A 24,601-nucleotide genomic window follows, 5' to 3' on the forward strand; every position below is an offset into this window, starting at 1 on the left:
CCTCTCGCTTCCCTATGCTTTAAAAACTAGATTTGGAGATACTCCTAATATTCTTGCGGCCTGGCGCTGGGATAAGCCATCGATTCCTTTAACTCTTCGTAAAATCTCATTTCTTTGAAGTATGGGTAAACTCTTAACTTGTGCTATTTCGATTGAACCAAACAACGCTTTAATTAATGGTCTTGCTTCCTCATCTGTTAACCTTCTTCTCGCATAATCTTCCAGGCACTGATCATAATTCGTAGCCTGGGGAGGTCGAATAGCTCCATGATCTTTACTTGGGGAAAAATAAAAAACACCAACCTCGCTTTCTCATCTATAAGCTGACAGAAGAACAGACGGATCAACGATTGATAGATCGTAGACAAAAGGAAAAAAAGAAAGGAATTACATACAAGGCAAAAACGAAATGTTTGTGTGCCGTCAATATGTTCATCACCAATATACCAGCCACGGATATAGGGAAAGAACACATTCATGACCTCTATACGCTTCGCTGGTGGAGGAGGGGGGTTTGGAGCTGGTTTTAGTTTACGTAATGATTTGCAGGCCCAAAACGCAATATTCGGTAAGGAAATATTTCAATATCAACGGAACGGGGTTAAGCTCATGATGTCTAAAGGATGGCTTGAAGAACCACCAAAAATGGATTTATCCTTCCTGAATACCAGCTAATAGAAGTTTGATAATTGCTTTGAGTAAGATTATCTTGAAACCGAGTCTTCATGATAGGGGGCGCGTTTATCGAATAACGCGCCTCTTTGGTGTGCCCGGCATGGGCATAAGCTATAGGGTTCAAGTCCCGAACGGTGAAGGTCGTTGTAGCCGTTAGTCAAAAGCAAGGGTGTCCAGGGCGACTTGGAATCTGAAGGAAGCTGGAGACAAACTTCCGCCCTGAGGAATACGAATCTCATAGAAGGCTGTCTGGGATGAGTTTGCCAAACAAAACAAAGTCCCAACGACCAAAGGGGCGGGCAGTAAATGAGACAGGGATGTGGAAGGGTATGATTCGATGAAAAGAGTGGAAGACGCCAAAGACAAAGGTAAAGAATCGCGTGGCATTAGGGGTACCAAAAGGGAATGTTATTAATAACGGGGGGGGGTTATACTTTAAATGGGTATATTCCAAAACAACCATATTATGGATTAACCTATTTTTTCTCGCTCAATCAAAAAAACGAACATTAATATGTTTTTTTGATTGTCTATTGTGAATTTGCTATATTATCACTGTAATCATCTTAAAGTATCATTACTCGTATATCCTCGGTAATATAGTCTGAGTGTCTCTACCTGGTTCCCATGAAAGAACTAGACTACGAGTTAAAGTATTTGGTTGTTCGGCCTTTTTTGCCGATACGATTTTATGATTTAGCACTAGCTTCATTTTTTGCTTAATTATATTACTTTGACTTCGTAGGTCTAGAATGTAGAAAGGTTTCTACATTCTAGACCTTTTTCTTTTGACCAAAACTAAGAGTATATTAAACAACAAGGAGGTAAGGAAAATGAGTGAAAATGTATATTTAAATCATGATGGAGGGGTAGATGATCTGGTGTCTCTATTCCTGTTATTGCAAATGAAAAACATTAACTTATTAGGTGTAGGGGTTACCCCGGCAGATTGTTATTTAGAACCTGCTATGTATGCAAGCCAAAAGATAGTTGATCGGTTTGGAAGGGGTAAAAAAGTAGAAATTGCTGCCTCTACTTCTCGTGGGAAAAACCCTTTCCCAAAAGACTGGCGTATGCACGCTTTTTATGTTGATGCATTGCCGCTTTTAAATGAATTTGAATCTACACAAGCAAGAATTTCTACATTACCATCTCATGAGCATATGATAAAAGTTCTCCGTGATAGTGATTCGCCGACTACTTTGGTTTTTATAGGCCCATTAACCGATTTAGCTCGGGCACTTAAAGCTGCACCGGACATCGAGCAAAAGATTGAAAGATTAGTTTGGATGGGTGGTACCTTTTTGGAAAATGGTAACGTAGAAGAACCAGAACATGATGGTACCGCTGAATGGAATGCTTTTTGGGATCCTGAAGCAGCAAGAGTAGTTTGGGATAGCTCGATTCTTATTGACTTAGTCGCCTTAGAAAGTACCAATATGGTTCCTCTTACATTGGATGTTAGAAAAAAGTGGGCATCACAGAGAAGAGATATAGGTGTTGATTTTATAGGCCAATGTTACGCTATGGTTCCACCGTTAGTTCATTTTCAAACGAATTCGACTTACTTTTTGTGGGATGTTCTAACTACGGCAATCATAGGGAAGAAAGACTTAGTCAAGAAGAAAAAGGTAAAATGCATCGTACATGAATCAGGGGGAAGTCAAGGGAGAACTGAACTCTCTGAAAATGGAAGAGAAGTAGAATTAGTGTATGAAGTGGATCGGAACGCTTTCTTTGATTACATTACAGAGCTTGCTAAACAAAATAAATGAGGAGAGCTGTCTATGCGAAAAGTCATTATTGATACAGACACGGCAGGAGACGATACGATAGCCCTGCTAACAGCCTTGCATTATTTTAAAGTAGAGGGAGTAACCATTACTGGAGGTAATGTGGACTTTGACCAAGAGGTCGAAAATGCACTTTACACGATCCAAGTGGCAAACCCTAAAGAATACGTGCCCGTTTACAAAGGTTTTGAAGGTCCCCTCCTCACTAGTGTAACGGAGCGTCATCAAACAGTTGAAGATGTTCATGGAAAAGATGGTATGGGGGATTCCTTTTTCGAAAAAGCCAAACAGCGGCATGAACAAGGGCACGCTGTTGATTTTATCATTGAAAAAGTCAAAGCGAACCCTGGTGAAATAAATGTATTGGCCATTGCACCATTAACAAATATTGCAATGGCCATCAAAAAAGATCCATCCATTATAAAAGATATACCACGTATTTATATAATGGGTGGAACCAACAATTCACATGGTAATATTACCGCGGCAGCTGAATATAATTTTTGGGTCGATCCTGAAGCGGCCAGATTAGTATTACATTCAAGGGTCCCTATTACACTGGTAGGGTGGGATATGTGTACCAAGTACTCGATTATGGATGATAACGACCATAGGGAAATAGAACAATTATCAACTACAGGGTCCGAATTTTTCATCAAAATCAACCGAGTAGTAAGAAAATTCAATAAAGAAGTTCATCGACTCAACGGGACGACTCACCCAGATACATTGTTAGTAGCCGTTGCTGCAAACAAAGACCTTATGACCAGATCAGCTAATTACTTTGTTGATGTAGAAACAAAAGGAGAGCTGACTAGGGGATATAGTATGATTGATATCAACAATCGGAGTGGTAAAGAACCGAATGTTTGCGTATGTGAAGAAGTGAATCGGAGCATGTTTAAAGATCAATTATTGCAGGTGCTAATGTAAATTTCATCAATAATTGACTGAAGACCATCTAACTAAACAATAAAGCGTGTTTTACCCCATAACATCTTAGTTAAAACATCTCTGAAAGGTTGGCATATGTGCAAATCTTGTGGAGAGTATTTGGAATACTAGTAATATTGGGGATCACGTATTTACTTTCTACCAATAAAAAGTTAATAAACTTGCGCACAATAATTGGTGCGCTTTCATTATAATTCATCTTTGGGTTCATCATACTGAAATGGGAAACAAGAAAGGAAATATTTAAAGGGATCAAGAATTCCGTGCAAAGTATTATTGATACCTCTAATGAAGGTGTTCATTTTTATTCGGTGGTTCCACCACGTTTAATATTAAAGGGGATTTGTTCGTTAAAGAGAAAAGAAGAAAGCTGGCATACAGCCAGCTAATATTCGGTGATAGTAGGGAATTTGTTTCAGTTGAAATCAGGGAATTTCAAACAGTTGTTGACACCCAGAACCAATAAAATCGTCTGGGCGTTGAATTGTTCCGTTATTTATTATACTGCGGTGGATATGATATAGAGCCCCTGAGGACGAGATCTCCTGATATTAAAAGTTTTTCTGCCGGAGAGTAGGGGACATTTAGTTTTCTAATCAAAACATCGATAGCTCTGATGCCTAAAAGTTTTTTACTTACCTGTACAGTTGTTAAGCAAGGCGATGCTTTTATGATTTCTTCATTATTGTCAAAGCCTGTCACAGAGCATTCCTCGGGCACTTTGATATTAAGGTCCTGAAGGGCTTGAAGCGTGCTCAAAGCAATTGCGTCGTTTGCACAGACGATGGCTGTCGGCATATCGTTATTCGATTGGAGTTTGTTGATCGTTTTTGAAATTTCTGCTGTCCTCTTCTCAAAATCATCTTCTTGTAGTGTAATCAACATTTTCCCTTGCCTATATTCTTTAAGATGCTCTTCAATGCTTGTATTATATCCGAGCCAACGACTGCGGAAGCTTTTTGAAAAGTTGATGTTACCGATGAACTGGAAATTTTGATGTCCTAACTGAATAAGGTGATTTGTTAGGCGGTACACACAATCGAAGTTATTCATAAAAACTGTGTCACAGCTAATAATCGGGTCCTCGTGATCAATTAGAACCAGAGGTAGACCTGTCTTAGTAATGTTTAAAAGAATCCGAGTTGATATGTTTCCAACCCCGATAAATCCGATCAAATTGTCAGTACTCATAATTTCTGGAAATTTGTCAGGGTCATATTCTGAAATGATAATAATACCTAATCCATTTTGTTGTAATGCTTGAGAGATGCCTTCAAGAACCTGACTCCAAAAGAATGCTCCATCTTCTTTGTCTTGAAGACCAGGAATAATTACATTTACATAACCTTTTGAAAAGGCTGGGGCTAGGACATTTGGATTACTTCGTTTTTTCAAGTTTGTATAATCTATCGGGTTGACCTGATAGCCTAACATTATAGCCGCATCAATAATTTTAGCACGGGTAGTTTCACTGACACCTGTTTGGCCCGATAGTGCCTTAGATACTGCGAATTTTGAGACCCCTACAAAGTTTGCGATTTTCTGCATTGTGACTTTTTTTCTCATCGTTCGTATCTCCTTATCCTACAAGAAGCTTTTAGACATTCTTAGTCGCATGTACATTCACTTCGAGTTTTCGGTATACTGATTGAATGGATCCGTCTGTATTCGTTGCAAAAAGTATAGATCGTTCGGATGGAAGTTCAAACGTATACGTTGTATCATTGGTCGGATCGACTACTTGGATCGGGGTGTCTTTTCCGTATTCAGAAACAAATACAAACAATGCTCCGCTCTGGAAAGTTACTTTTCTGCCGTAAACTCCTGGGAGATTTCCTTTCAACCAATGCAGATTCTCAGTTACGCCCGCTTGCTTCAATGTATAATCGTACAATGCAGTCAAGGGTTCATTGCGTTCGTTTAATTCAACTGGCAAAGGAGACCAGAAAATCTTCCCGTTTCCGTACTCAAATTCCTGTAGTGCCGTAGAATCTTCGGTTCCAACCTGTACTTCCTTCGACGCCTCAGCAATACGTCTGCTGCCAAAGGAAACGGGGATATGCTTTTCATTAAGAGTAATCATTTCTTCTCGTAAGACGTTCTCCAGTTTTGTTTCTCCTATTAAATCAGCCATCCGGTCTGTTTGGTGCCAGTATTCATCGAGATTAATCGGGCCAGTAAACAACAGGCTTGCTCCGTTTTTTTGTACGGAGCAAAGAATTTTCTTAAGTGCAGCACTATTAAACTGATGGGCACTTGGGACGATGATTAATTTTGGTGGCTGATCTGTTAGCGAATCAAGGTGATATTCTCCTAGTGCCCTGAAAGGCATATTCATATTATACGCCAATGTTCTGGTTAGTTTCGAGGTTGCGTCACAAGCCATATTCCGATTGGAGAAGTCATTTGAGTAGGGGAAAATGACTACGACTTCCTCAAGTGTCCGTCCCACGAATAAATCACGGATATCGTTCATAAATGCCCCAAAATCGTATGATACGTTGGCTTCTGGCTTCTCCGTACCGTCCGCGCGGATCGCACCAATGTTCGATTCGTTAACATTGTTCATGTAGTAATTTGTATTCCAAAGCCATTGTACAGCTCCAGCAGCTGATCCGGCAAACGCGTAGGCGTATTTCCTTTCTAAAATATTTCGCAATTCTTCTTCGGTACGTTTGGCCTGGTTATTCGATTGCTCAACGTACATAATTCCTGTTTCTTGAATAAGGTTCGGTTTTTCAGGTGACTTTGCAAAAATACTGTCCCATAGTAATTGATCCAATAACCACCATGAGTGATTTGTCGTATAATCGACTACCTCAGCATAGTAGAAAGGTGCGGGCCGCTGAGCAGCAAGTGCTTCGTCTTGACCGACGGTAACCAGTTGATCCGGTGCTTCATTTTTGATTGTCTGAGTAAGTTCCTTTGCCCAATTGTTGTGCATATCCATTGTATACAGCGTGTAGTCTAGCCATTTGAGCCCCTTTTTTCCAGTTATCATATCCTGAATATCCGAGTTAATTTCTTCTGGTTCAGGCGGATGTATTCTATCAAATAGAGGTAATTCCTCTTCGGTCATGTTCCAGCGTTCCTGTAATACGCGAATCGAAGGGTGCCTCTCCTTTAACCAGTTGGAATATGATTTCTGGTCGTAACGGTCGTGAAGTGGACGTGGTCCTGTAAATGATCGTTCAGGATCAAACAGCGAAGGTTCGTTAATTAAATCCCATTGAACATTGGTAGTATCGCGATGTCTGGAAACGATTGTGGTTATAAAGCGTTTTTGAGCTTCGAGACTCCGTGTATCCAAATACGGATTCTCTCCTTCCCACATCTCCGGTAAAAATGAAAAGAATGTAAACGTTACTTCAAGGTCGTATTTTCTTGCACATAAAATAAACGCATCAATGGCCCGAAGTACTCCTTCATCAACATGACCGTCAATAAACATCATGTTTCTCCAAGCAGTCCATATCCCAGTACGGATGTAATTAATTCCTGCACGCTTCATTTGTGCCAAATCCCGATCCCATAAATGAGGGTTCGGTAGAAAAAGATAGTACCTGGCGACATCGGAGGTCATGTAGGTCATGCCAACAATTGGCAATGGTCTCCCGTCCTTCCAAAAATAATCCCGGTCGCAGGTAAGAGATTTTCCGCTTTGCAATACACCGCGGTCCATACCCCAGAACCCGTTACGAAAAGTGTGGGTGTCTCCGTCTTCCGATATAGCTCGGCAAGAAATTTGATAGAGTCCTGGTTCAACATCAAGCGGGGGGTAAATGATTGAACATTTAACTGTGGCGATGCGGAGGTCTTGAGGACTTTCTTAAAACAGCTTTCATTATTCTTCTTAATATTAAAATGAAGTGTCCATGACTTTCTTCCTGAAGCAAATGATTGAAGTTGAAACGTTATCGTTGGACGCTCATTTTCCTCATAACTTGCATAATTTGTTTTTAGCCACATTTCGGTGACGCCTTTTGTAGTGAAGTGTGCCCACGAAATAAGTGACTCTGTGCCCTTCTCACACCAAAAAATATTACGCAGTGGCTGGTTGACAAAAAGCCAGCGCCCACCAGTGAAGTCGCCTTTCATATTTTCAATTAATACGGCAGGAGCTGCAACTTCACGTTCGTCTTTTGAAATTCCTTTCAATAGTGGGAAAATGCGTGCATCCATTGGCCCGGAGGAACCCATTTCTTTGTCAATAGCACTTGATTTAGAAACATGGAGAATAAAGTTATATGTTTTCTCTACAGTAAAAAGGTATTCTTGATTCTTGAATACAGGAATATCAGGGTTATGTTTCAGTTGTTCAATGGGGGCGGGGCTTACCTCAAGTGCTTCATGAATGTTTAATAGCTGGTGATGAGCAGTTTGTTCTCTCTCCGTTACCCATTTCCCGTTTTCTAAATGACAAGGAATGCGAAATGGAATACCGCCTAGGTGAACGAACCCTTTACCGGTTTTTAAGTAGGTTAATAATTCAATCCAGGCGTTTTTTGGGAAATAAGGTCCGTGCATGTTGACCAGGCAGTCAATTTCATCATTTGCAACAGTGTCTTTTAACTCATCTGCTGTGACAACCTTAGCCAGCTTTTCTGTACGGTACATAAATGTTTGGTCAGGCCGTTCACCACTGAATGGAAAAGTCTGATCATAAAAAATAACAATATTTCTCCCCATTAGTACTACCACCTTTAATAATTTTGTTAGGTTAAAAAATACATTTGTTAGTTACAACTTTATAGGTTTTGTTGAGAATCTTCAAGATTATTTTTAAGACGTGCTCTTGGTAAATTTGGGAGGTAGTAATTAATTGACATATTGACAAAACTTATGTCTATTTTATATTGTTATATTAAGATAAAAGTCGTAATAACATTTTGTTAAAATCACCTAACAAAATTTATTCTTAAAGTGGGGAAGTGGATTTTTATGCGCCAAGGAAGCCTAGGGAATTGGCTTTATAGCATTAGTCAGTGGGTAGCGTGGGCAATGTATCTTCACTTATTATGGGTGCTGTTTGTCCTAGCAGGTCTCGTTGTATTTGGACTAGCACCTGCAACAGCTGCCTTATTTTCTGTTGTCAGAAAGTGGATTATGCATGAGACGGATATGCCAATCTTCAAGACGTTTGTAAACACCTTTAAATCAACCTTTCTGGAGACCAACCTATTAGGGGGTGTGTATCTTTTTATAGGAGTGTTTCTTTATTTTGATTTGCATATTTCGTTAACCCAGATCGAATCGTTCTTCCTTCACTTGTTTTTGATACTCCTTTGCTGTATCTACATCATTACGGTTTTGTTCTCCATCCCTGTATATGTACACTATCGGCTCAGAAAATTCTCATACTTAAAACAAGCATTTCTGATTGCACTTGCGAGACCTTTGGAAGCTTTAGCGATGGTAGTCAGTTTACTGGTGCTATTTTACATTTTTCGTTTTATCCCCGTGTTTTTATTTTTTGTTGGCAGTACAATTGTAAGCTATCTGTTAATGTGGATCGGCATTCATGCTTTTGAAAAGATTGAGCAGAAGGCGCGGATCAATATACCTTATAAAGAACGGTCTTAATGAAATATTTTCATTGGAAAAAGTAAGCGTTTTCAAGGTGTTCATCCAATTTTACATATTCAAGGGGGAGGCCTGTAATGGGGAAATTTAAAAAAATAAAGTCCCGCCTATTTTATAAATATTTTGTTTCTTACTTAATTATTTTTTTGATTCCTTTTATTGCAATGAGTGTGATGGTCTATCACAATTCAGTTGTTAGTTTGAAAGAAGAAATAGAGCAGTCCAACATTAATAAGTTAAAACAAGTCAAGGACATGACCGATACAAGAATGAAAGAGCTACGGAAAATAGCTGCTCGAATTTCATTTGACCCCCAGCTGACTCCCTATATGGTAAGTCACGGTTATTACGGAAGTGAAGCGATTCAGGAATTGGAAAAATATAAAGCAAACAGTTCAATCATCGAAGAGCTTTTTCTTTATTATCAAGGTGACGATGTTATTTACTCTTCCAAAGGATTAAATTCCCTTGAGACCTTTGCGCAAAGTATTTATCATTTTGATCACTGGAAGAAGGAGGAGCTGATTAATGACCTTAATTCTATTCAAAAGCCTGTAGTGCTGCCAGCAGATAATGTAACGATTAATAATAACGACCATAATCGGTTTATCACATATTTGTATCCAATTCCTCCCAATGATCCAGTATCACATGGCACGGTTATGTTTCTAATTAAAGAATCCGTTATAACAGGATTAATAGAGAATATTTTGGGGGAATTTCAAGAGAACGTTTATATTTTTGATGAAAAAAATAGGATTCTTACTTCTGAGAGTAATGGTAATTTGATTAACGAGAATAATTTTGACCCGCTGGCATCCAGTGAATCAGGGATTCATACAGCTGAAATTGATGATAAGGAGTATTCTTTTGTCACGGTAAACTCGAAAGTCAGCGGATGGACCTTCGTATCAGCTATGCCGACATCACAATTCCTCAGTAAATTTGCACAAGCGCAAACGTTAATTATAATGACTTTGCTTTTGATTGTGGTTGCCGGTCTAGTGGCTGCTACGGTTCTCTCCATAAAACACTATCGGCCGATCCAAAGTCTTTTTGAATACGTAAGTAAGAAAAACTCTGATGTGCAGGGAAAGAAAAAAAGGAATGAGCTGGACAGTCTCAGGGAAACGATTGTCGGAATGTTTAAGGACCAAAAGGATTTGTGTGAAAAAGTCGATTCACAGGAGCCGTTTGTTAGAGAGCAGTGCTTAATGAGGATGTTAAAGGGCGATGTGAAGAATAATCGAGATTTCCATTCTTGGCTTGAAACTTTGGATATCTCAGTAGAAGACAGGCATTTTTTTGTTTTAGTTATTTCTTATAATGAAAAAGCGAACGGGGAAGGTTCGGTGAAAATCAGGGAAAGTATCTCCCGATTATTTACGGAAATTTCCTTTAAAGGGGCTGTCGGTTATGGTATCGAGATCTTTTATGATAATACTGTTGCTTTAATTGTAAACATGGAAAGCAAAGTGGGGAATTTAAATGAACGCAGCAGGGAGTTTGCATTTCAGGTCAAAAGCTTGTTGCAAAATGACTGTGGGGTTTCTCCAACGATTGGCGTAGGTAGCATTTGCGGTGGAATCGATCAGATTAACCGTTCTTTCATTGAAGCATCCGCAGCTGTAGAGTACAAGCTAGTGAACGGAAAGAGTAGTGTTATTTTCTTCGGGGATTTAGTTCGCCAGGAGGAACCAGATGTTTGGTATCCGAAGGACCAACAAATTAAGTTTGTGCAAGGTCTGAAGAAAGGTGACCAAAAAGTTGCCTGTGAAGCTGTAAAGAACATGATAGGAAGTTTAACGGAAAGAGAATTGCCGATTCATATACTGAAGTGCTTGTTGTTTGATATCATCAATACCGTCTTAAGGGCGACTGCTGAAATGGGGATGCATCAATACATGAGTCGGGCTTCTGAACTTGTTGAATATGACTCGCTTGAAGACCTCCATGAAAAAATACATTCTCTTGTGATTGCTGTTTGTAATGAAGTCGAAAAGAAAAAAGACAGTCATAATCATGAGTTACGAAGCGAAATCTTAGAATATATTCGGAAATCTTATAAAACCCACAATTTCAGTCTTGAAAGTACGGCTGAATCATTTAAACTTTCTGTTTCATACCTCAGTAGATTTATGAAAGAACAAACTGGAGCTACTTTTACTCAATACGTTTGGCAATTAAGAAGTCAAGAAGTTAAGCGCCGGTTAAAAGAAACGGATGAGTCCATCAAGGAAATTGCAATGGGAGTCGGGTATATGGACGTTCCGAATTTTACTAGGAAATTTAAAAAAGCCGAAGGAGTTACACCGGGAGAATTCAGAAAGTTATATGCTTAAGAGTAATAATAAAAGAGATAACTTTATAAATACCACAAAGTAAAACACCGTATCGTTAAGTCAACGATACGGTGTTTTTTATTCTGACGACTCCTATGATAACGGGGATTGTAAAGTTTTACACATCGTTGCAAAAACGACATATTTACAATTTTCACTAGACGTAGCTACAATAAAATTAATTTCAAGAAAATTCACGAAAGTCACATGGGAAATTTACAAAAATCAAAGGAGGGATTAAGTTCCAAATGAACAACAACAGTCAAGCTACGACACAGCAGGCGAATCTAGATCCGGTTGCCGAGGGTGTGGAGCACGAAAAGAAAGTTCACAGAATTAGGCCGAAACCGCGTCCGAAAAAGAAAAAAAAGAAAAAGATTTTACAGAATTGGGAACTGTACCTTTTTGTCCTTCCTGCAGTCCTTTATTTTGCCATTTTTCATTATATTCCGTTGTATGGTGCGCAAATTGCATTTAAGGACTTTATTCCGTCAGAGGGCATTTGGGGGAGCCCTTGGGTAGGATTTGAAAATTTTACTCGCTTTTTTGAATCTTATTATTTCTGGGACCTGATTAAAAACACGCTGGGTATCAGTCTTTATTCACTGGCTGTAGGATTTCCTTTACCGATTATTCTTGCTTTGGCACTCAATGAAGTAAAGGACAACCTATTTAAACGCAGTGTTCAAACAATTACCTATGCTCCTCACTTCATTTCTGTGGTTGTTATGTCAGGGATGATCATAGCTTTTCTGTCACCCGCAACAGGGATCATCAATCATATTATTGTCTTATTCGGTTTTGATCCGATTTCGTTTATGTCTGATCCCGATTGGTTTAAAACCGTTTACGTTTTCTCAGATGTATGGCAAAACACCGGCTGGGGGACAATTATTTACCTTGCTGCTTTAGCAGGCGTCGACCCTCAGCAACATGAAGCTGCAATTGTCGATGGTGCCTCACGCTGGCAGCGTATTTGGTACATCAACATTCCGGCGCTGATTCCGACAATGATTATATTACTGATCTTAAATACAGGAAATTTATTGGCTGTCGGTTTCGAAAAGATATTATTGCTTCAAAATCCGTTGAATATGGAATCCTCTGATGTTATTGCAACGTTTGTGTACAGGAGTGGTATTCTTGATGCACAATACAGTTTTGCTTCTGCTGTCGGTCTGTTTAATGCTGTGATCAATGCGATTCTGCTCATCGCAGTGAATCAAATTGCGAAAAAAAGAAGCGAGACAAGTCTATGGTAATCCAGAAAGGAGAGTTGGTATGTCGGCGATAAAAGATACTAAGCAAGACCGGATTTTTAAAACATTCAATTATGCTTTCCTAACTGTGGCTTTGCTTATTGTTTTATATCCAGTTATCTATATTGTAAGCGCCTCGATAAGTGATCCGAATTTGGTTAGTCAGGGAAAGATGTGGTTGTTTCCCAAGGGTATTACTTTTGAAGGTTATAAGAGGGTTTTTGGAAATGAGCAAATCTGGATTGGTTACCGCAATACAATTCTGTATACCGTTCTCGGGACGGCGATTAACCTGGCTGTTACACTACCTGCGGCCTACGCACTGGCAAGAAAGGATTTTGCTGGAAGAAATGTGATTATGGCGATGTTTGTATTTACGATGTTTTTCAGTGGGGGGTTAATTCCAACCTACCTGCTCGTGAAAGGGCTGGGATTGGTCAATACGATTTGGGCAATGGTTCTGCCGAATGCAGCAGCTATATGGAACATTATCATTTGCCGCGTGTTTTTCCAGGTTTCCATACCAAAGGAATTAGAGGAAGCGGCGATTATGGATGGGTGTTCAACAACAAAAATGTTTTTCAAAATCATTATTCCTTTATCTACCCCAATCATTGCTGTTATGGCGTTATTTTATGGGGTCGGTCACTGGAACAACTACTTCAATGCTTTGATTTATTTGTCAGATCAAAATTTATACCCTTTGCAACTCGTGTTAAGGCAAATTCTTGTCTTACAGGAAATGTCCTCCGGCACTGCTGGCGCAACAGCAATGGCAAATAAAGCTGAACTCGCTGCAATTATCAAATATGCGGTAATGATCGTTTCAACGCTCCCCATCATTATTGTGTACCCGTTCCTGCAACGGTTCTTTGTCAAAGGTGTCATGATCGGCTCTCTCAAAGGTTAAAATATTGAGTTGGGGTGATGAGACCGGGGATGTTGTAAGTTGTTAATGATCATGGGGAAATAAATATTTATACCAGGAGGATATTAATGAAAAAAACTTTTTTCGGAATGTTGTCAATTGTTCTTGTGTTATCGATGTTGTCAGGGTGTTTCTATAAGCAATCCTCTTCTGATGAAGAACAAACGAAGGTAAAGGAGCCTTCAAAGTTATTTAATGAAACCGGGTACCCAATTGTTGATGAACAAATCAAATTGACCCTGTTTGGACCGAATATCGGAATAACCGAATGGAAAGATATGCAATTTTTCAAAGAGATGAAGGAAAAGACCAACGTTACTTTTAATTTTAAAACACCGCCTTCGGATAGTATAGAAACAAAGAAAAATCTGACTTTTGCAAGTGGTGATCTACCGGACATCTTTTACGGATCTTCGCTTACTCAAGAAGAACAAGTGAAATACGGCAGTCAAGGTTTATTAGTTCCTCTTGAAGATTTAATCAAAAAATTTGCCCCCAACATTCAAAAAATGCTCGAAGAGAAACCTGACGTAAGAAAAGCGATTACGACACAGGATGGACACATTTATTCTCTTCCGTACGTAAACCAGTCTTTACCGTGGGATCGCGGGCCGATGTGGTTCAATGGAGAGTGGCTGGAAAACCTTAATGTAAAAAAATTACCGAAAACTACAGAAGAACTTTATCATCTTTTAAAACGGTTCAAAACCGAAGATCCGAATCAAAATGGAAAACAAGATGAAATCCCATTGACGGGCTTTGGAATTGAAGATATTCGCCAGTGGTTTTTAGGTGCTTTCGGCCATCTTTCGGACAAACGTTATCCTGGTATCGAAGTCATAGGTGGGGAAGTCATGTATGCTCCGATTCAGCCAGGTTATAAAAAGTACTTAACGTATATGAATAAGCTCTGGGAAGAAAATCTTCTCGACCATGAAACATTCTCCCAAACTGATGAACAAAAGAATGCTAAAGGGAAAAATAACCAGGTTGGGTTGTTTTCCAACTGGTTCCCGCACTTTACACTCGGTGGTCCTAGTGATAGTACGGATAACCCAATGATGTATCCGGTAAAAGGACCGAATGTAGATGAACCGGTTATTCCAATAAGCACTGGAATTGACGAAGGTCAATTTTCAATTACAAATAAAAATGAACACCCGGCTGCATCCATTCGCTGGGTCGATTATTCATACGACAAAAGGGGATCTAATTTCCTCCATTATGGAGAAGAAGGTGGATTCTGGGAGTGGGAAAATAAAGAGGGAAATATCCGGACCCATCTTGAGCCGCCGAAAGGTTTCGAGAGTGGTGAGGAATACCGCGGGACCTTGACCCCGGCCTATGGTATCGCCGCGCCAACGTGGTTCCGGAAAGAAGATGAAAAGGGGTGGAATGATAAATTCACCCAGTTTACTTATTCAGAAACAGAGGAGAAAATTCGTCCGTATGGCCAGGTCCCAATTCCACCTGTTTTCTTAACTAAAGAAGAATCTGAGACGGTCAGCCGCATCCTTTCCGATTTGGAAACCTATGTAGTACAGATGGAAGCAAAATTTATTACGGGACAAAAGCCATTGTCCGACTGGGGCAGCTATGTCAAAACAATTAAGGATATGAATGTTGATCAACTCGTCGATATTTACTCAGAGGCATATAAACGTTACCAGAATAAGTAATGCTATGTGAACCCCTGGTTCAGGGGGGTTCTGCTTTTTTCCGCTTGGGAGACAGCTTTGATCAATTGTATGAATAATTTTAAGCGATAGGGTGGGTTGTTATGTTTTTTACAGAAAGAAAAATAGAGAACCGTATTCATGAGTTAGCGAAATATCGATATAGAGAACCGATTCAATTAACAGAACTTCAGTTCACGATTGATGAAGACAAGGAAGTTGGAAGTTATCCCCCAGAGCAGGTCGAATCGTTGACAGTGAAGGTAGGCGATACATGGAAAGGTAGGGATGTATATGCATGGCTTTCAGCCAAGGCAATAGTCCCTGAATCATGGTCCGGAAGAAAAGTGTTGGGATTGTTTGATTTCGGAAGAACTGGGGGAGGGAATAATTCAGGTTTTGAATCTTTGTTGTTTCTAAACGGTGAGCCTTACCAGGGTGTTGATTCTAACCATAAGGAAGTATTTTTCCCACGAGATGTTTATGGAAAAAGCTTGTTACTTGATTTTCGGTTGTGGTCGGGGTTGGAAGGTGGTGGAATGCCCGTTGAGCAGGAATATTCATTCGATAGGGCTGAAATTGCTTGGCTCGACGAGGAAACAGATGACTTTTACTATGACGCAAAAGTTGCACTCGAGACGGTAAACGTACTTGATCAACATCAACCCGAACGAAGTAAGCTTGTCGCCGTGCTGGATAAAGCTTTTAATGAAATCGACTGGTCCAGACCCGGATCAACGGAGTTCTATCAATCTATTTATGGAGCACGGGATTGTTTGAAAAGCGGGCTAGACGCTTTGGAAAAGTGTCATGGGGTTACAATTCATTGTGTCGGTCATACGCATATTGATGTGGCATGGTTATGGAGATTAAGGCATACCCGTGAAAAATCGGCACGTTCCTTTTCAACTGTTTTACGTTTAATGGACATGTTTCCGGAGTATACATTTCTCCAAACACAACCACAATTATATGAATATTTTAAAAATGACTACCCAGAAGTGTACAAACAAATCAAAAAGCGGGTTGACGAGGGGAGATGGGAAGTTGACGGGGGATGTGGCTGGAAGCTGACTGCAACCTTCCTTCGGGAGAATCGCTTGTAAGACAGATCGTAATGGGAACAAATTTTATTCGTGACGAATTTGGAAAGGAATGCAGTTATTTGTGGTTACCTGATGTATTTGGTTACAGTTGGGCAATGCCGCAAATCTTGAAAAAGACTGGTATTGATACGTTTATGACAACGAAAATCAGTTGGAACCAGTATAACCGTATGCCTCATGATACCTTTAAATGGCGCGGTATTGATGGAACCGAAATCCTGACTCACTTTATTACGACGACAGAACCATGGTCAGAGCCGGGATCATGGTTTTATACCTATAACGGAAAAATTACACCTAAAATTGTCAAGGAAACGTGGGAAGCGTACAGAGATAAGCATATTAATCAGGATCTTCTTTTATCATACGGTTATGGAGATGGTGGGGGCGGTGTCAATCGTGAGATGTTGGAAATGAGGCGTCGTGTCGATCAAATGCCTGGTTTGCCAAATGTAAAAACAAGTAACGCTGGTGACTTCTTTGAAAAGTTGCAGGATACAGTGGACAATACTGAGAGCTATGTCCATACATGGGATGGTGAACTGTATCTTGAGTATCACCGCGGCACTTATACTAGTCAGGGCTATAACAAGAAAATGAACAGAAAACTGGAACTTTTATATCGTGAAACAGAATGGATAAATGTATTAAGCTGCCTTTTCGGGAAGGGAATGTCTTCATACCAGCAAAAGGAATTAAATAACGGATGGAAAATCATCTTGCGCAATCAATTTCACGATATTATTCCCGGATCCTCTATTAAAGAAGTTTATGAGGATTCATCGGTAGAGTATGAAGAGGCTGAAAAAATCGGAATAGATGTATGGAGGAGTGAGGCTAAGAAATTAGCTGAAAAAAACAAAACATCATTCACAGTATTTAATTCCTCATCGTGGAACAGAGACGGCCTTGTGCGTATCTCAAATGTTGATGATTTAGTAGACGGGAAGTGGAAAGACGTTCAGGGCAGGGAGTTAAAAGCCCAACGTCTGAGTCAAGAATGGATAGTCGAAGCTATAGATTTGCCGCCGATGGGATATTCTACTTTGGTCTTTGAACAGGAAGAAAAGCAAAAGCGGCAGAACTCCCCGTTTACAGCTAAGGAGTTTGGAATCATCACACCGTTTTATGAAATTGAATGGAACAAAGATGGTCAGATTATTAAGCTGTATGACCTTGTCAACAAAAGAGAAGTATTATCTCCTGGAGCGCGCGGGAATATATTGCAAGTGTTTGAAGACAAGCCTTTAGCCCATGATGCCTGGGACATTGATTTATTTTATCTCCAAAAATCGGAGGATGAAATTACTAATCTTGTTTCTGCTGATCTTATTGAGACAGGCGAACTGCAAGCTATCGTTCGGTTTGAATGGAGATACATGGACTCCATTGTAAAACAGGACATGGTTCTTTACGCGAATCATAAGCGGGTTGATTTTAAGACATATGTTGATTGGCAGGAACGGCAACGCTTGCTAAAAGCGGCTTTCCCAGTTGATATTCGTACTACCGAAGCGACTTACGATATTCAGTACGGAAATGTCAAACGGCCAACGCATTGGAATACGAGTTGGGATTATGCTCGTTTTGAAACGGTCGGCCACCAGTGGGCAGACTTGTCGGAAGAGGGGTATGGTGTAAGTCTTTTAAATGATTGTAAGTATGGATATGACATTAAGGATAATGTTCTAAGGTTGTCATTAATAAAATCTGCTGTCCATCCGGATCCTCAGGCGGACCGGGGTGAACATTACTTTACGTATTCACTCCTTCCTCATTCTGGTGATTGGAAAGAGGGACATACAGTCCGTGAAGCGTGGGATTTGAACTGTCCGTTAACCTATGTACAAGGCAGTGGTGACTATGGAGAATTTTCGCTTTTCGATTGTTCTGCTGGCAATGTGATGGTCGATGCCGTTAAGAAAGCGGAGCAAACAGATAAGATTGTACTTCGCCTCCATGAATTTGAGGGGCGCAGAGGGGAGCTTGAGATCGGTAGTGATATGAAGGTTTTATCATGGCAAGAGTGTGACTTAAGGGAACGGCCGATTGGTGAAAAAAATATTGACGGCCCTATTTCCACTAAGTTTAAGCCCTATGAGATTAAAACTTTTATTCTCGAAGTTGAACATTAAATTGGAGGAAAAAATATGAAATCTATCAACCAATTCTTGTTGGTTTCAGTGGTCTTTATTATCACACTCATCGGATTTATATCGCACTCTTATGCTCAACAACCCTATACACCGTATTGGTATCCTGAACAGTTGCTGAAATGGAACCCAGAAGAAAATATAGATGCGCCTTTCAACAGAGGGACTATTCCGCTAAAAGATAGATTTGAAGGATACAAGGTGAACGAACATGCAATGAACGCCCCACAAGTTGTGGCACTCTCGGCAATGAATCCAACAACCAGCGGCGTGCCTTCACAAGGTTCCGGTGATTCTGAAGTCTATGCTTTCAACTACTGGCAGTACACAGATTTACTAGTTTATTGGGGAGGATCAGCGGGTGAGGGGATTATTGTCCCGCCAAGTGCAGACGTCATTGATGCTGCTCATAAAAACGGTGTTCCGGTATTGGGAACAATCTTTTTTCCGCCAGAATATTACGGAGGGAAATTTGAATGGGTAAAGGAAACTCTTCAACAGCGATCTGACGGCTCATTCCCTGTTGCTGATAAATTAATTGAAGTTGCTGAGTATTATGGTTTTGATGGTTGGTTTATTAACCAGGAAACGGCAGGAGGTGATGAAGAAACTGCAAATAGGATGCAGAAATTTTTGAAGTATCTTCAAAAAAACAAACCAGAAGGTATGCATGTCATGTGGTACGACGCGATGACGGAAAGCGGTAAGGTTAACTGGCAAAATGCACTTACAAATGCCAATGATATGTTTTTTCAAGACAAGACGGAAAAAGTATCTGACAGTATGTTTCTTAATTTCTGGTGGGAAGATATGCAAGTTTCTAGTGAAAAGGCATTGAGTCTTGGCAGAAGTCCATATGATTTATTTGCCGGAATCAATGTAGGAGCGGATGGATATCATACCGATGTTGCCTGGGATGGTCTTTTCCCAGATGGGGAAAATCCGAATGTTTCACTTGGGATGTATCGACCTGATTGGACGTTCACTAGCTCTGATAATCAGAAGCAATTTTACACAAAAGCAAATCACTTCTGGGTGGGGCCAAACGGAGATCCGACGAATACGGAAACCGTTTCAGATTGGAAGGGAATCGCAAATTATATCGTTGCAAAATCATCAATCAACGAGCTTCCTTTCACGACAAACTTTAATACCGGCAATGGTGAAATGTTCGCAGTCAAAGGGGAAATCCTAAAAGAGGCGGAATGGAATAATCGAAGCCTTCAAGACATTCTCCCAACATGGCGCTGGATTGCGGATAGTGATGGGAAAGCCCTTGAACCAAGCTTGGATTGGAAGACTGCCTATTATGGGGGAGTTCACTAAGGGTCTCGGGTGATTTAAGTGAACAGAATGCAACGCATCTTAAGTTATACAAAACGGATTTAAAAGTAGAAAAACATACAGAACTTTCTATCACTTACAAAACATCTTCAAAGCATTCTCACATGAAAGTGGGCTTGTCTTTCGAAGAAAACCCCGAAGAATTTGTCTTTCTCAAAACGAAAAAGACGAATCCAAACGGTTGGTATACGGAAACTATTCCGCTAGAAAGATTTCGAGGCAAACAAATTGCGGCGATTTCATTGTACTTTGACAGCAATAAAAAGATTGAAGACTATACGATCAATATCGGACAGCTATCGGTTAGAAAAGCACAGATAGGGAAGAATTCCGCTTCTCTTCCTACAGTCTCTGGTCTGAAGGTTACTGATGTCGATTTTGAGGACGGTATTTATGCTGATACAAGAATCAAGTGGGATCGACTTAGCGACACGGATGTAAAAAGGTATGAAGTTTATCGCATCAAGCCTGACGGAACAAAAGAGTTCCTTGGTGCAACCCCTAATCATGTTTACTACGTTCAGCAGTTTAGAAGAATTGCAAAAGAAGATGAAACCGTGTTTGAGGTTGTCGCTATTGACCAACAATATAGGCACGGAGAAACGGCACGTGTCAATTTCAAATGGCCTCCGTACCCTGAGCCAACCGCTGATTTCAGTGTAGATAAAACCTTTGTTACCCCTGGAGAAAAAGTTACATTTTTTAATCAGTCCTCAGAAGTGACCGAAACACTTTCTTGGGAGTTTCCGGAGGGCACCCCTTCGACAAGCACAAAAGATCAACCTGTCGTAACCTATGAACAACCGGGTACGTACAGTGTAACGTTGTCAGCCAAAAATAGCGAAGGTGAGGATGTTATCACAAAAGAGGCATTAATTACAGTCAGTGAGAAGGCCGATGAAGCAACGAATATTGCACAGGGTAAACCGGCTTCGGCCGACGGTGCATGTATCAAAACAGAACAGCCGAAATACGCTGTTGACGGAGATCCCAGCAGCAAATGGTGTGCACTCGGTGAGGAACCACACTGGCTAACTATTGATTTGGGGGGAGAATATCTTGTCAGCAAATTTGTTGTCAAGCATGCTGAAGCAGGTGGCGAATCGGCTTCTTTTAACACAAGTGGTTTTAAGCTTCAAATCAGCCAGGACGGAGAACATTGGACTGAGGTTAAGGAGGTAAAGGGAAACAAATATGCTGTAAGTCACCATCCTGTTCCTCTAACAAACGCGAAATATGCAAGGTTGAAGATTACAAAAGCAGGCCAGGGAAGTGGTTCCACAACTCGTATTTATGAGTTTGAGGTTTATGGAATTAAAAACTGATTTTCGTTAGGATGGTGGCTATGCTTCTAGAAGTCATTGCGACAAATGTAAATGAGGCTAAAATAGCCTTCGAGCACGGCGCCGACCGCATTGAACTGATTACCGGAATAACAGAAGGCGGATTGACTCCTAGTTACAGCCTAATCAAAGAAGTTGTTCAGGCAGTTGACATACCAGTACATGTTATGGTCCGCCCTCATCATTATTCCTTTTGCTATGACGATGAAGAGATTCAAATTATATGCGAGGATATTGAAATCATTCGCCGTCTTGGTGCATCTGGAATTGTCATCGGTGTATTAACAGGTGAACGGAAGATTGATGAGGAAAGGCTGAAAACCTTCATCTGCTTAGCAGGAGATTTGGATATCACTTTTCATAGGGCTTTTGATGAAGTTTCAGATCAGGAGGAGGCCTTACAGACATTGCTCAAGTATCCAGAAGTTAATCGTATATTAACCTCAGGCGGTAAAAAAAGTGCGTTGGAAGCAGTACCGCAAATCACAAAGCTAGTGAGTCTTGCAAGGGATACGCATCTTTCAATTATTGCTGGAAATGGGTTAACTGTAAATTCTTTAGAAGCATTTGTGCAGCACACAGAGGTTCAGGAGGTCCACTTGGGTTCAGGTGTCCGTTGCGGCGGAAAGTCTACGGAACGTATGGATCCCAAAAAAATCTCTGAAATTTCAACAATGATAATTTAATTTACGTGGAGGTTTCTCAATCTATGTCGGATAAGAAAATTGTACACATTATTTCTCATACCCATTGGGACCGCGAATGGTATTTACCCTATGAAAAACATCATGTTTTGTTAATTAAGCTGATGGACACTTTGCTTAAGACACTGGATAAGGATTCAGAATATAAAAGCTTTCATCTTGATGGACAAACAATTATTCTTGAAGACTATCTACAGGTCCGTCCTGAGATGAAGGAAAAGCTGGAAAAATATATTCGTGAAGGGCGCATTCACATTGGGCCATGGTACATTTTGCAGGACGAGTTTCTAACAAGCAGTGAAGCGAATATACGCAATCTTCTTATTGGTCGCAAAGATGCGTCACAGTATGGGGAGGAAGCGAAGGTCGGTTATTTTCCAGACTCATTCGGCAATATGGGACAGGCACCGCAAATCCTAAAGCAAGCAGGTATTGAAACGGCGGTTTTCGGTAGAGGGGTAAAACCCACCGGCTTTAACAATACAGTGGCGGAAGTTGAAAACTATGAGTCTCCTTATTCAGAAATGATCTGGAAAGGCCCCGATGAATCCTCTGTACTCGGAATTTTATTTGCCAATTGGTATAGCAACGGAAATGAAGTTCCTGTGGAAAAAGAAGAGGCGGCAATGTATTGGCAGAAGGCAATTAAGGAGGCAGTCAAATACGCTTCCACGCCGCAGCTTTTAATGATGAACGGGTGTGATCATCAGCCTGTCCAGACGAATTTGTCTCAAGCCATCCAGACAGCACGACAATTGTTTCCGGAGGTTGAATTTATTCATTCTAATTTTAACGATTATATAAAATCAGTACAGGAAACGTTACCCGAGGATTTGAAAGAGATTCATGGAGAATTAAGGAGTCAGCGTACGGACGGTTGGGGAACGCTGGTTAACACGGCGTCTTCAAGAATATATCTTAAGCAAATGAATCACCAGTGCCAGACACTTCTTGAAAAGGTTGCGGAGCCGCTAGCTTCTTATGCTCACTTACTTGGCACGGATTACCCATATCATCTTTTCAACTATGCTTGGAAAACATTAATGCAGAACCATCCACACGACAGCATTTGCGGGTGTAGTGTGGATGAGGTCCATCGTGAAATGAAAACTCGTTTTGAGAAAAGTAAGCATATAACCGAGATGATCGTGGACCACAGCCTTCAGTCTATTACGGAAAAAATCGATACAAGCCGTTTTTCGAGGTGGGGGAGAAGTGCACGTCCATTTACTGTGTTCAATTCAACAGGGTGGGATCGAAGCGGGGTTGTTTCGGTACAAATTGATTTGGAACGCCATTACTATTCAGAGGGTGTATCCAAACAACAGTTAAAAGAATTGAATCTTGAAGAAAAAGTTTTAGTCGATGATAAGGGTCGTGAATTGGATTGCGGTGTTGAAGACTTAGGAATTGTTTTTGGCTATGATTTGCCGGAAGACAAGTTCCGCCAGCCGTACATGGCCCGCAGGATATGTATAACCTTTGAAGCGGAAAAAGTTCCCGCGTTAGGTTTTCAGACTTTTGCATGGGTAGACCCAATAGAAATGAATGTATCAGAGTCATCATCTTCTTTAATCATAAATGACTGCGAAATGGAGAACGACTATCTCAAATTAAAAATTGAAAATAACGGGTCTCTGACAGTGACAGAAAAAGGTGGGGGCCATACATTTGAAAATCTATGTATCTATGAAGACAGTGGCGATATTGGGAACGAGTATATGTTTAGACAGCCTGACGGTGAAAAGGCGCTTACAACAAAAGATGTGCAAGCAAAAGTTCGATTGATTGAAGACCAACCCTTCCGAGGCACTTTTGAAATCACCCATGAATGGCAAATCCCTGGTAAAGCAAACGAGCTGTTGGACCAAGAACAAAAGGAGTATGTATGGTTTACAGAACGAAAAGCCAAAAGGGTAGAAAAGACAGTTCCTTTAACAATTAGGACATTAGTCAGCCTTGAAAAGAATGGGAAAGGACTTGAGGTGCAAACCTCATTTAACAATGAGGCGAAAGATCACCGGGTTCGGGCATTATTCCCTACAGATATTGAAGCGGATACTCATGTGGCAGATTCGATTTTTGAAGCTGCGGAACGCGATAATGTTCCGGCTCCGGAATGGGATAACCCAAGCAATTGTCAGCATCAACAGGCGTTTGTAAGTGTAAATAATGAAAAAGTGGGTTTAACGGTTACAAATCACGGTTTGAATGAATACGAAATTCTCCAAGATGGTAGGAGTACGATTGCATTGACTCTACTTCGGTCGGTTGGTGAACTCGGAGACTGGGGTGTTTTCCCGACCCCTGAAGCCCAGTGTCTCGGAGAACACACAGTCCGGTTTAAGATCATTCCATGCCTTTATCACGAGGAAAATTCGGACTCTTATATTGAAGCTTATCAATACCAAGTTCCGTGGAGTGTCCAACAAATAGGAGTTCATGAAGGTGATTTACCTGCCATTGATTCACCTATTGAATGGGAAGGATCCAACCTTGCATTTTCCTCGATGAAAGTGGCCGAAGATACAGGGGATCTAATGTTAAGGTGGTTCAATTTATCGAAGGAGGATCAACAACTTATTCTAAAGCCGAAGACGAGCTTTGAAAGAATTTACATGAGTAATGTGATGGAAGAGGAAGTTGACGATGTGCACCTGGATAAGACCTACATACCCGTAAGGAAGTGTGAAATCGTCACATTGGGTCTATCAAATCCAGATAAAAAGATCTAGGGGTGA

The 24,601-nt window shown here is 40.6% G+C and carries 15 protein-coding genes, 2 pseudogenes and 1 riboswitch; of the genes and pseudogenes, 14 read left to right on the top strand and 3 right to left on the bottom strand.

The window, feature by feature from the left end; all coding sequences use genetic code 11:
* Positions 1 to 477: 477 nt before the first annotated feature.
* From MUO14_RS15345 to MUO14_RS24800, 4 genes and pseudogenes are all read left to right on the top strand, one after another.
* Positions 478 to 675, top strand: coding sequence for a DUF3231 family protein (locus MUO14_RS15345; protein WP_244751494.1), 198 nt, complete (start codon positions 478 to 480; stop codon positions 673 to 675).
* 561 nt (positions 676 to 1,236) lie between these two features.
* Positions 1,237 to 1,339: riboswitch (purine riboswitch) on the top strand.
* Positions 1,340 to 1,508: 169 nt separating this feature from the next.
* Complete coding sequence (locus MUO14_RS15350) at positions 1,509 to 2,450, top strand: nucleoside hydrolase (RefSeq protein ID WP_244751495.1); 942 nt, start codon at positions 1,509 to 1,511, stop codon at positions 2,448 to 2,450.
* A 12-nt stretch (positions 2,451 to 2,462) separates the two neighbouring features.
* A complete protein-coding gene (locus tag MUO14_RS15355) occupies positions 2,463 to 3,401 on the top strand; it encodes a nucleoside hydrolase (protein WP_244751496.1) in 939 nt (312 codons plus the stop codon).
* 98 nt (positions 3,402 to 3,499) lie between these two features.
* Positions 3,500 to 3,811 (top strand): annotated as a pseudogene (locus MUO14_RS24800) (Na+ dependent nucleoside transporter N-terminal domain-containing protein).
* Positions 3,812 to 3,914: 103 nt separating this feature from the next.
* Here the strand turns inward: MUO14_RS24800 and MUO14_RS15360 are convergent.
* The 3 genes from MUO14_RS15360 to MUO14_RS24615 are packed head-to-tail and all read right to left on the bottom strand — an operon-like array spanning position 3,915 to position 8,111.
* Positions 3,915 to 4,988: a LacI family DNA-binding transcriptional regulator gene (locus tag MUO14_RS15360; RefSeq protein ID WP_244751497.1), complete on the bottom strand. Its 1,074-nt coding sequence runs from the start codon at positions 4,986 to 4,988 to the stop codon at positions 3,915 to 3,917.
* Between the two features lie 31 nt (positions 4,989 to 5,019).
* Entirely contained in the window at positions 5,020 to 7,029 is a 2,010-nt protein-coding gene (locus tag MUO14_RS15365; RefSeq protein ID WP_318035969.1) for a beta-galactosidase, read from the bottom strand.
* Positions 7,011 to 8,111, bottom strand: a complete 1,101-nt coding sequence (locus MUO14_RS24615) for a hypothetical protein (RefSeq protein WP_318035970.1) — start codon at positions 8,109 to 8,111, stop codon at positions 7,011 to 7,013. The genes MUO14_RS15365 and MUO14_RS24615 overlap by 19 nt, the downstream gene beginning before the upstream one ends.
* A gap of 252 nt (positions 8,112 to 8,363) precedes the next feature.
* Between MUO14_RS24615 and MUO14_RS15370 the strand changes: the two genes are divergently transcribed.
* The 10 genes and pseudogenes from MUO14_RS15370 to MUO14_RS15415 all read left to right on the top strand — a co-directional run bounded on the left by MUO14_RS15370 (position 8,364) and on the right by MUO14_RS15415 (position 24,595).
* A complete protein-coding gene (locus MUO14_RS15370) occupies positions 8,364 to 9,005 on the top strand; it encodes a YesL family protein (RefSeq protein WP_244751498.1) in 642 nt (213 codons plus the stop codon).
* A gap of 77 nt (positions 9,006 to 9,082) precedes the next feature.
* Complete coding sequence (locus tag MUO14_RS15375; protein ID WP_244751499.1) at positions 9,083 to 11,347, top strand: helix-turn-helix domain-containing protein; 2,265 nt, start codon at positions 9,083 to 9,085, stop codon at positions 11,345 to 11,347.
* A gap of 248 nt (positions 11,348 to 11,595) precedes the next feature.
* Positions 11,596 to 12,609: an ABC transporter permease gene (locus MUO14_RS15380; protein ID WP_244751500.1), complete on the top strand. Its 1,014-nt coding sequence runs from the start codon at positions 11,596 to 11,598 to the stop codon at positions 12,607 to 12,609.
* 19 nt (positions 12,610 to 12,628) lie between these two features.
* Positions 12,629 to 13,516 carry a carbohydrate ABC transporter permease gene (locus MUO14_RS15385; RefSeq protein ID WP_244751501.1) on the top strand — a complete coding sequence of 296 codons (888 nt, stop codon included), beginning with the start codon at positions 12,629 to 12,631 and terminating at the stop codon, positions 13,514 to 13,516.
* 86 nt (positions 13,517 to 13,602) lie between these two features.
* Positions 13,603 to 15,213, top strand: coding sequence for an extracellular solute-binding protein (locus tag MUO14_RS15390; protein ID WP_244751502.1), 1,611 nt, complete (start codon positions 13,603 to 13,605; stop codon positions 15,211 to 15,213).
* 101 nt (positions 15,214 to 15,314) lie between these two features.
* Positions 15,315 to 18,451: pseudogene (locus MUO14_RS15395) on the top strand (alpha-mannosidase).
* A gap of 15 nt (positions 18,452 to 18,466) precedes the next feature.
* Positions 18,467 to 19,795 (top strand): endo-beta-N-acetylglucosaminidase, encoded by a 1,329-nt coding sequence (locus MUO14_RS15400; protein WP_244751503.1) that lies wholly within the window; start codon positions 18,467 to 18,469, stop codon positions 19,793 to 19,795.
* Positions 19,796 to 19,917: 122 nt separating this feature from the next.
* Complete coding sequence (locus MUO14_RS15405; RefSeq protein ID WP_244751504.1) at positions 19,918 to 21,138, top strand: PKD domain-containing protein; 1,221 nt, start codon at positions 19,918 to 19,920, stop codon at positions 21,136 to 21,138.
* Between the two features lie 20 nt (positions 21,139 to 21,158).
* Entirely contained in the window at positions 21,159 to 21,842 is a 684-nt protein-coding gene (locus MUO14_RS15410) for a copper homeostasis protein CutC (protein ID WP_244751505.1), read from the top strand.
* A 23-nt stretch (positions 21,843 to 21,865) separates the two neighbouring features.
* A complete protein-coding gene (locus tag MUO14_RS15415; RefSeq protein WP_244751506.1) occupies positions 21,866 to 24,595 on the top strand; it encodes an alpha-mannosidase in 2,730 nt (909 codons plus the stop codon).
* The last annotated feature ends 6 nt before the right edge of the window (positions 24,596 to 24,601 follow it).

It is taken from the genome of Halobacillus shinanisalinarum, assembly GCF_022919835.1.
GTDB classification, from domain to species: Bacteria; Bacillota; Bacilli; order Bacillales; family Halobacillaceae; genus Halobacillus_A; species Halobacillus_A shinanisalinarum.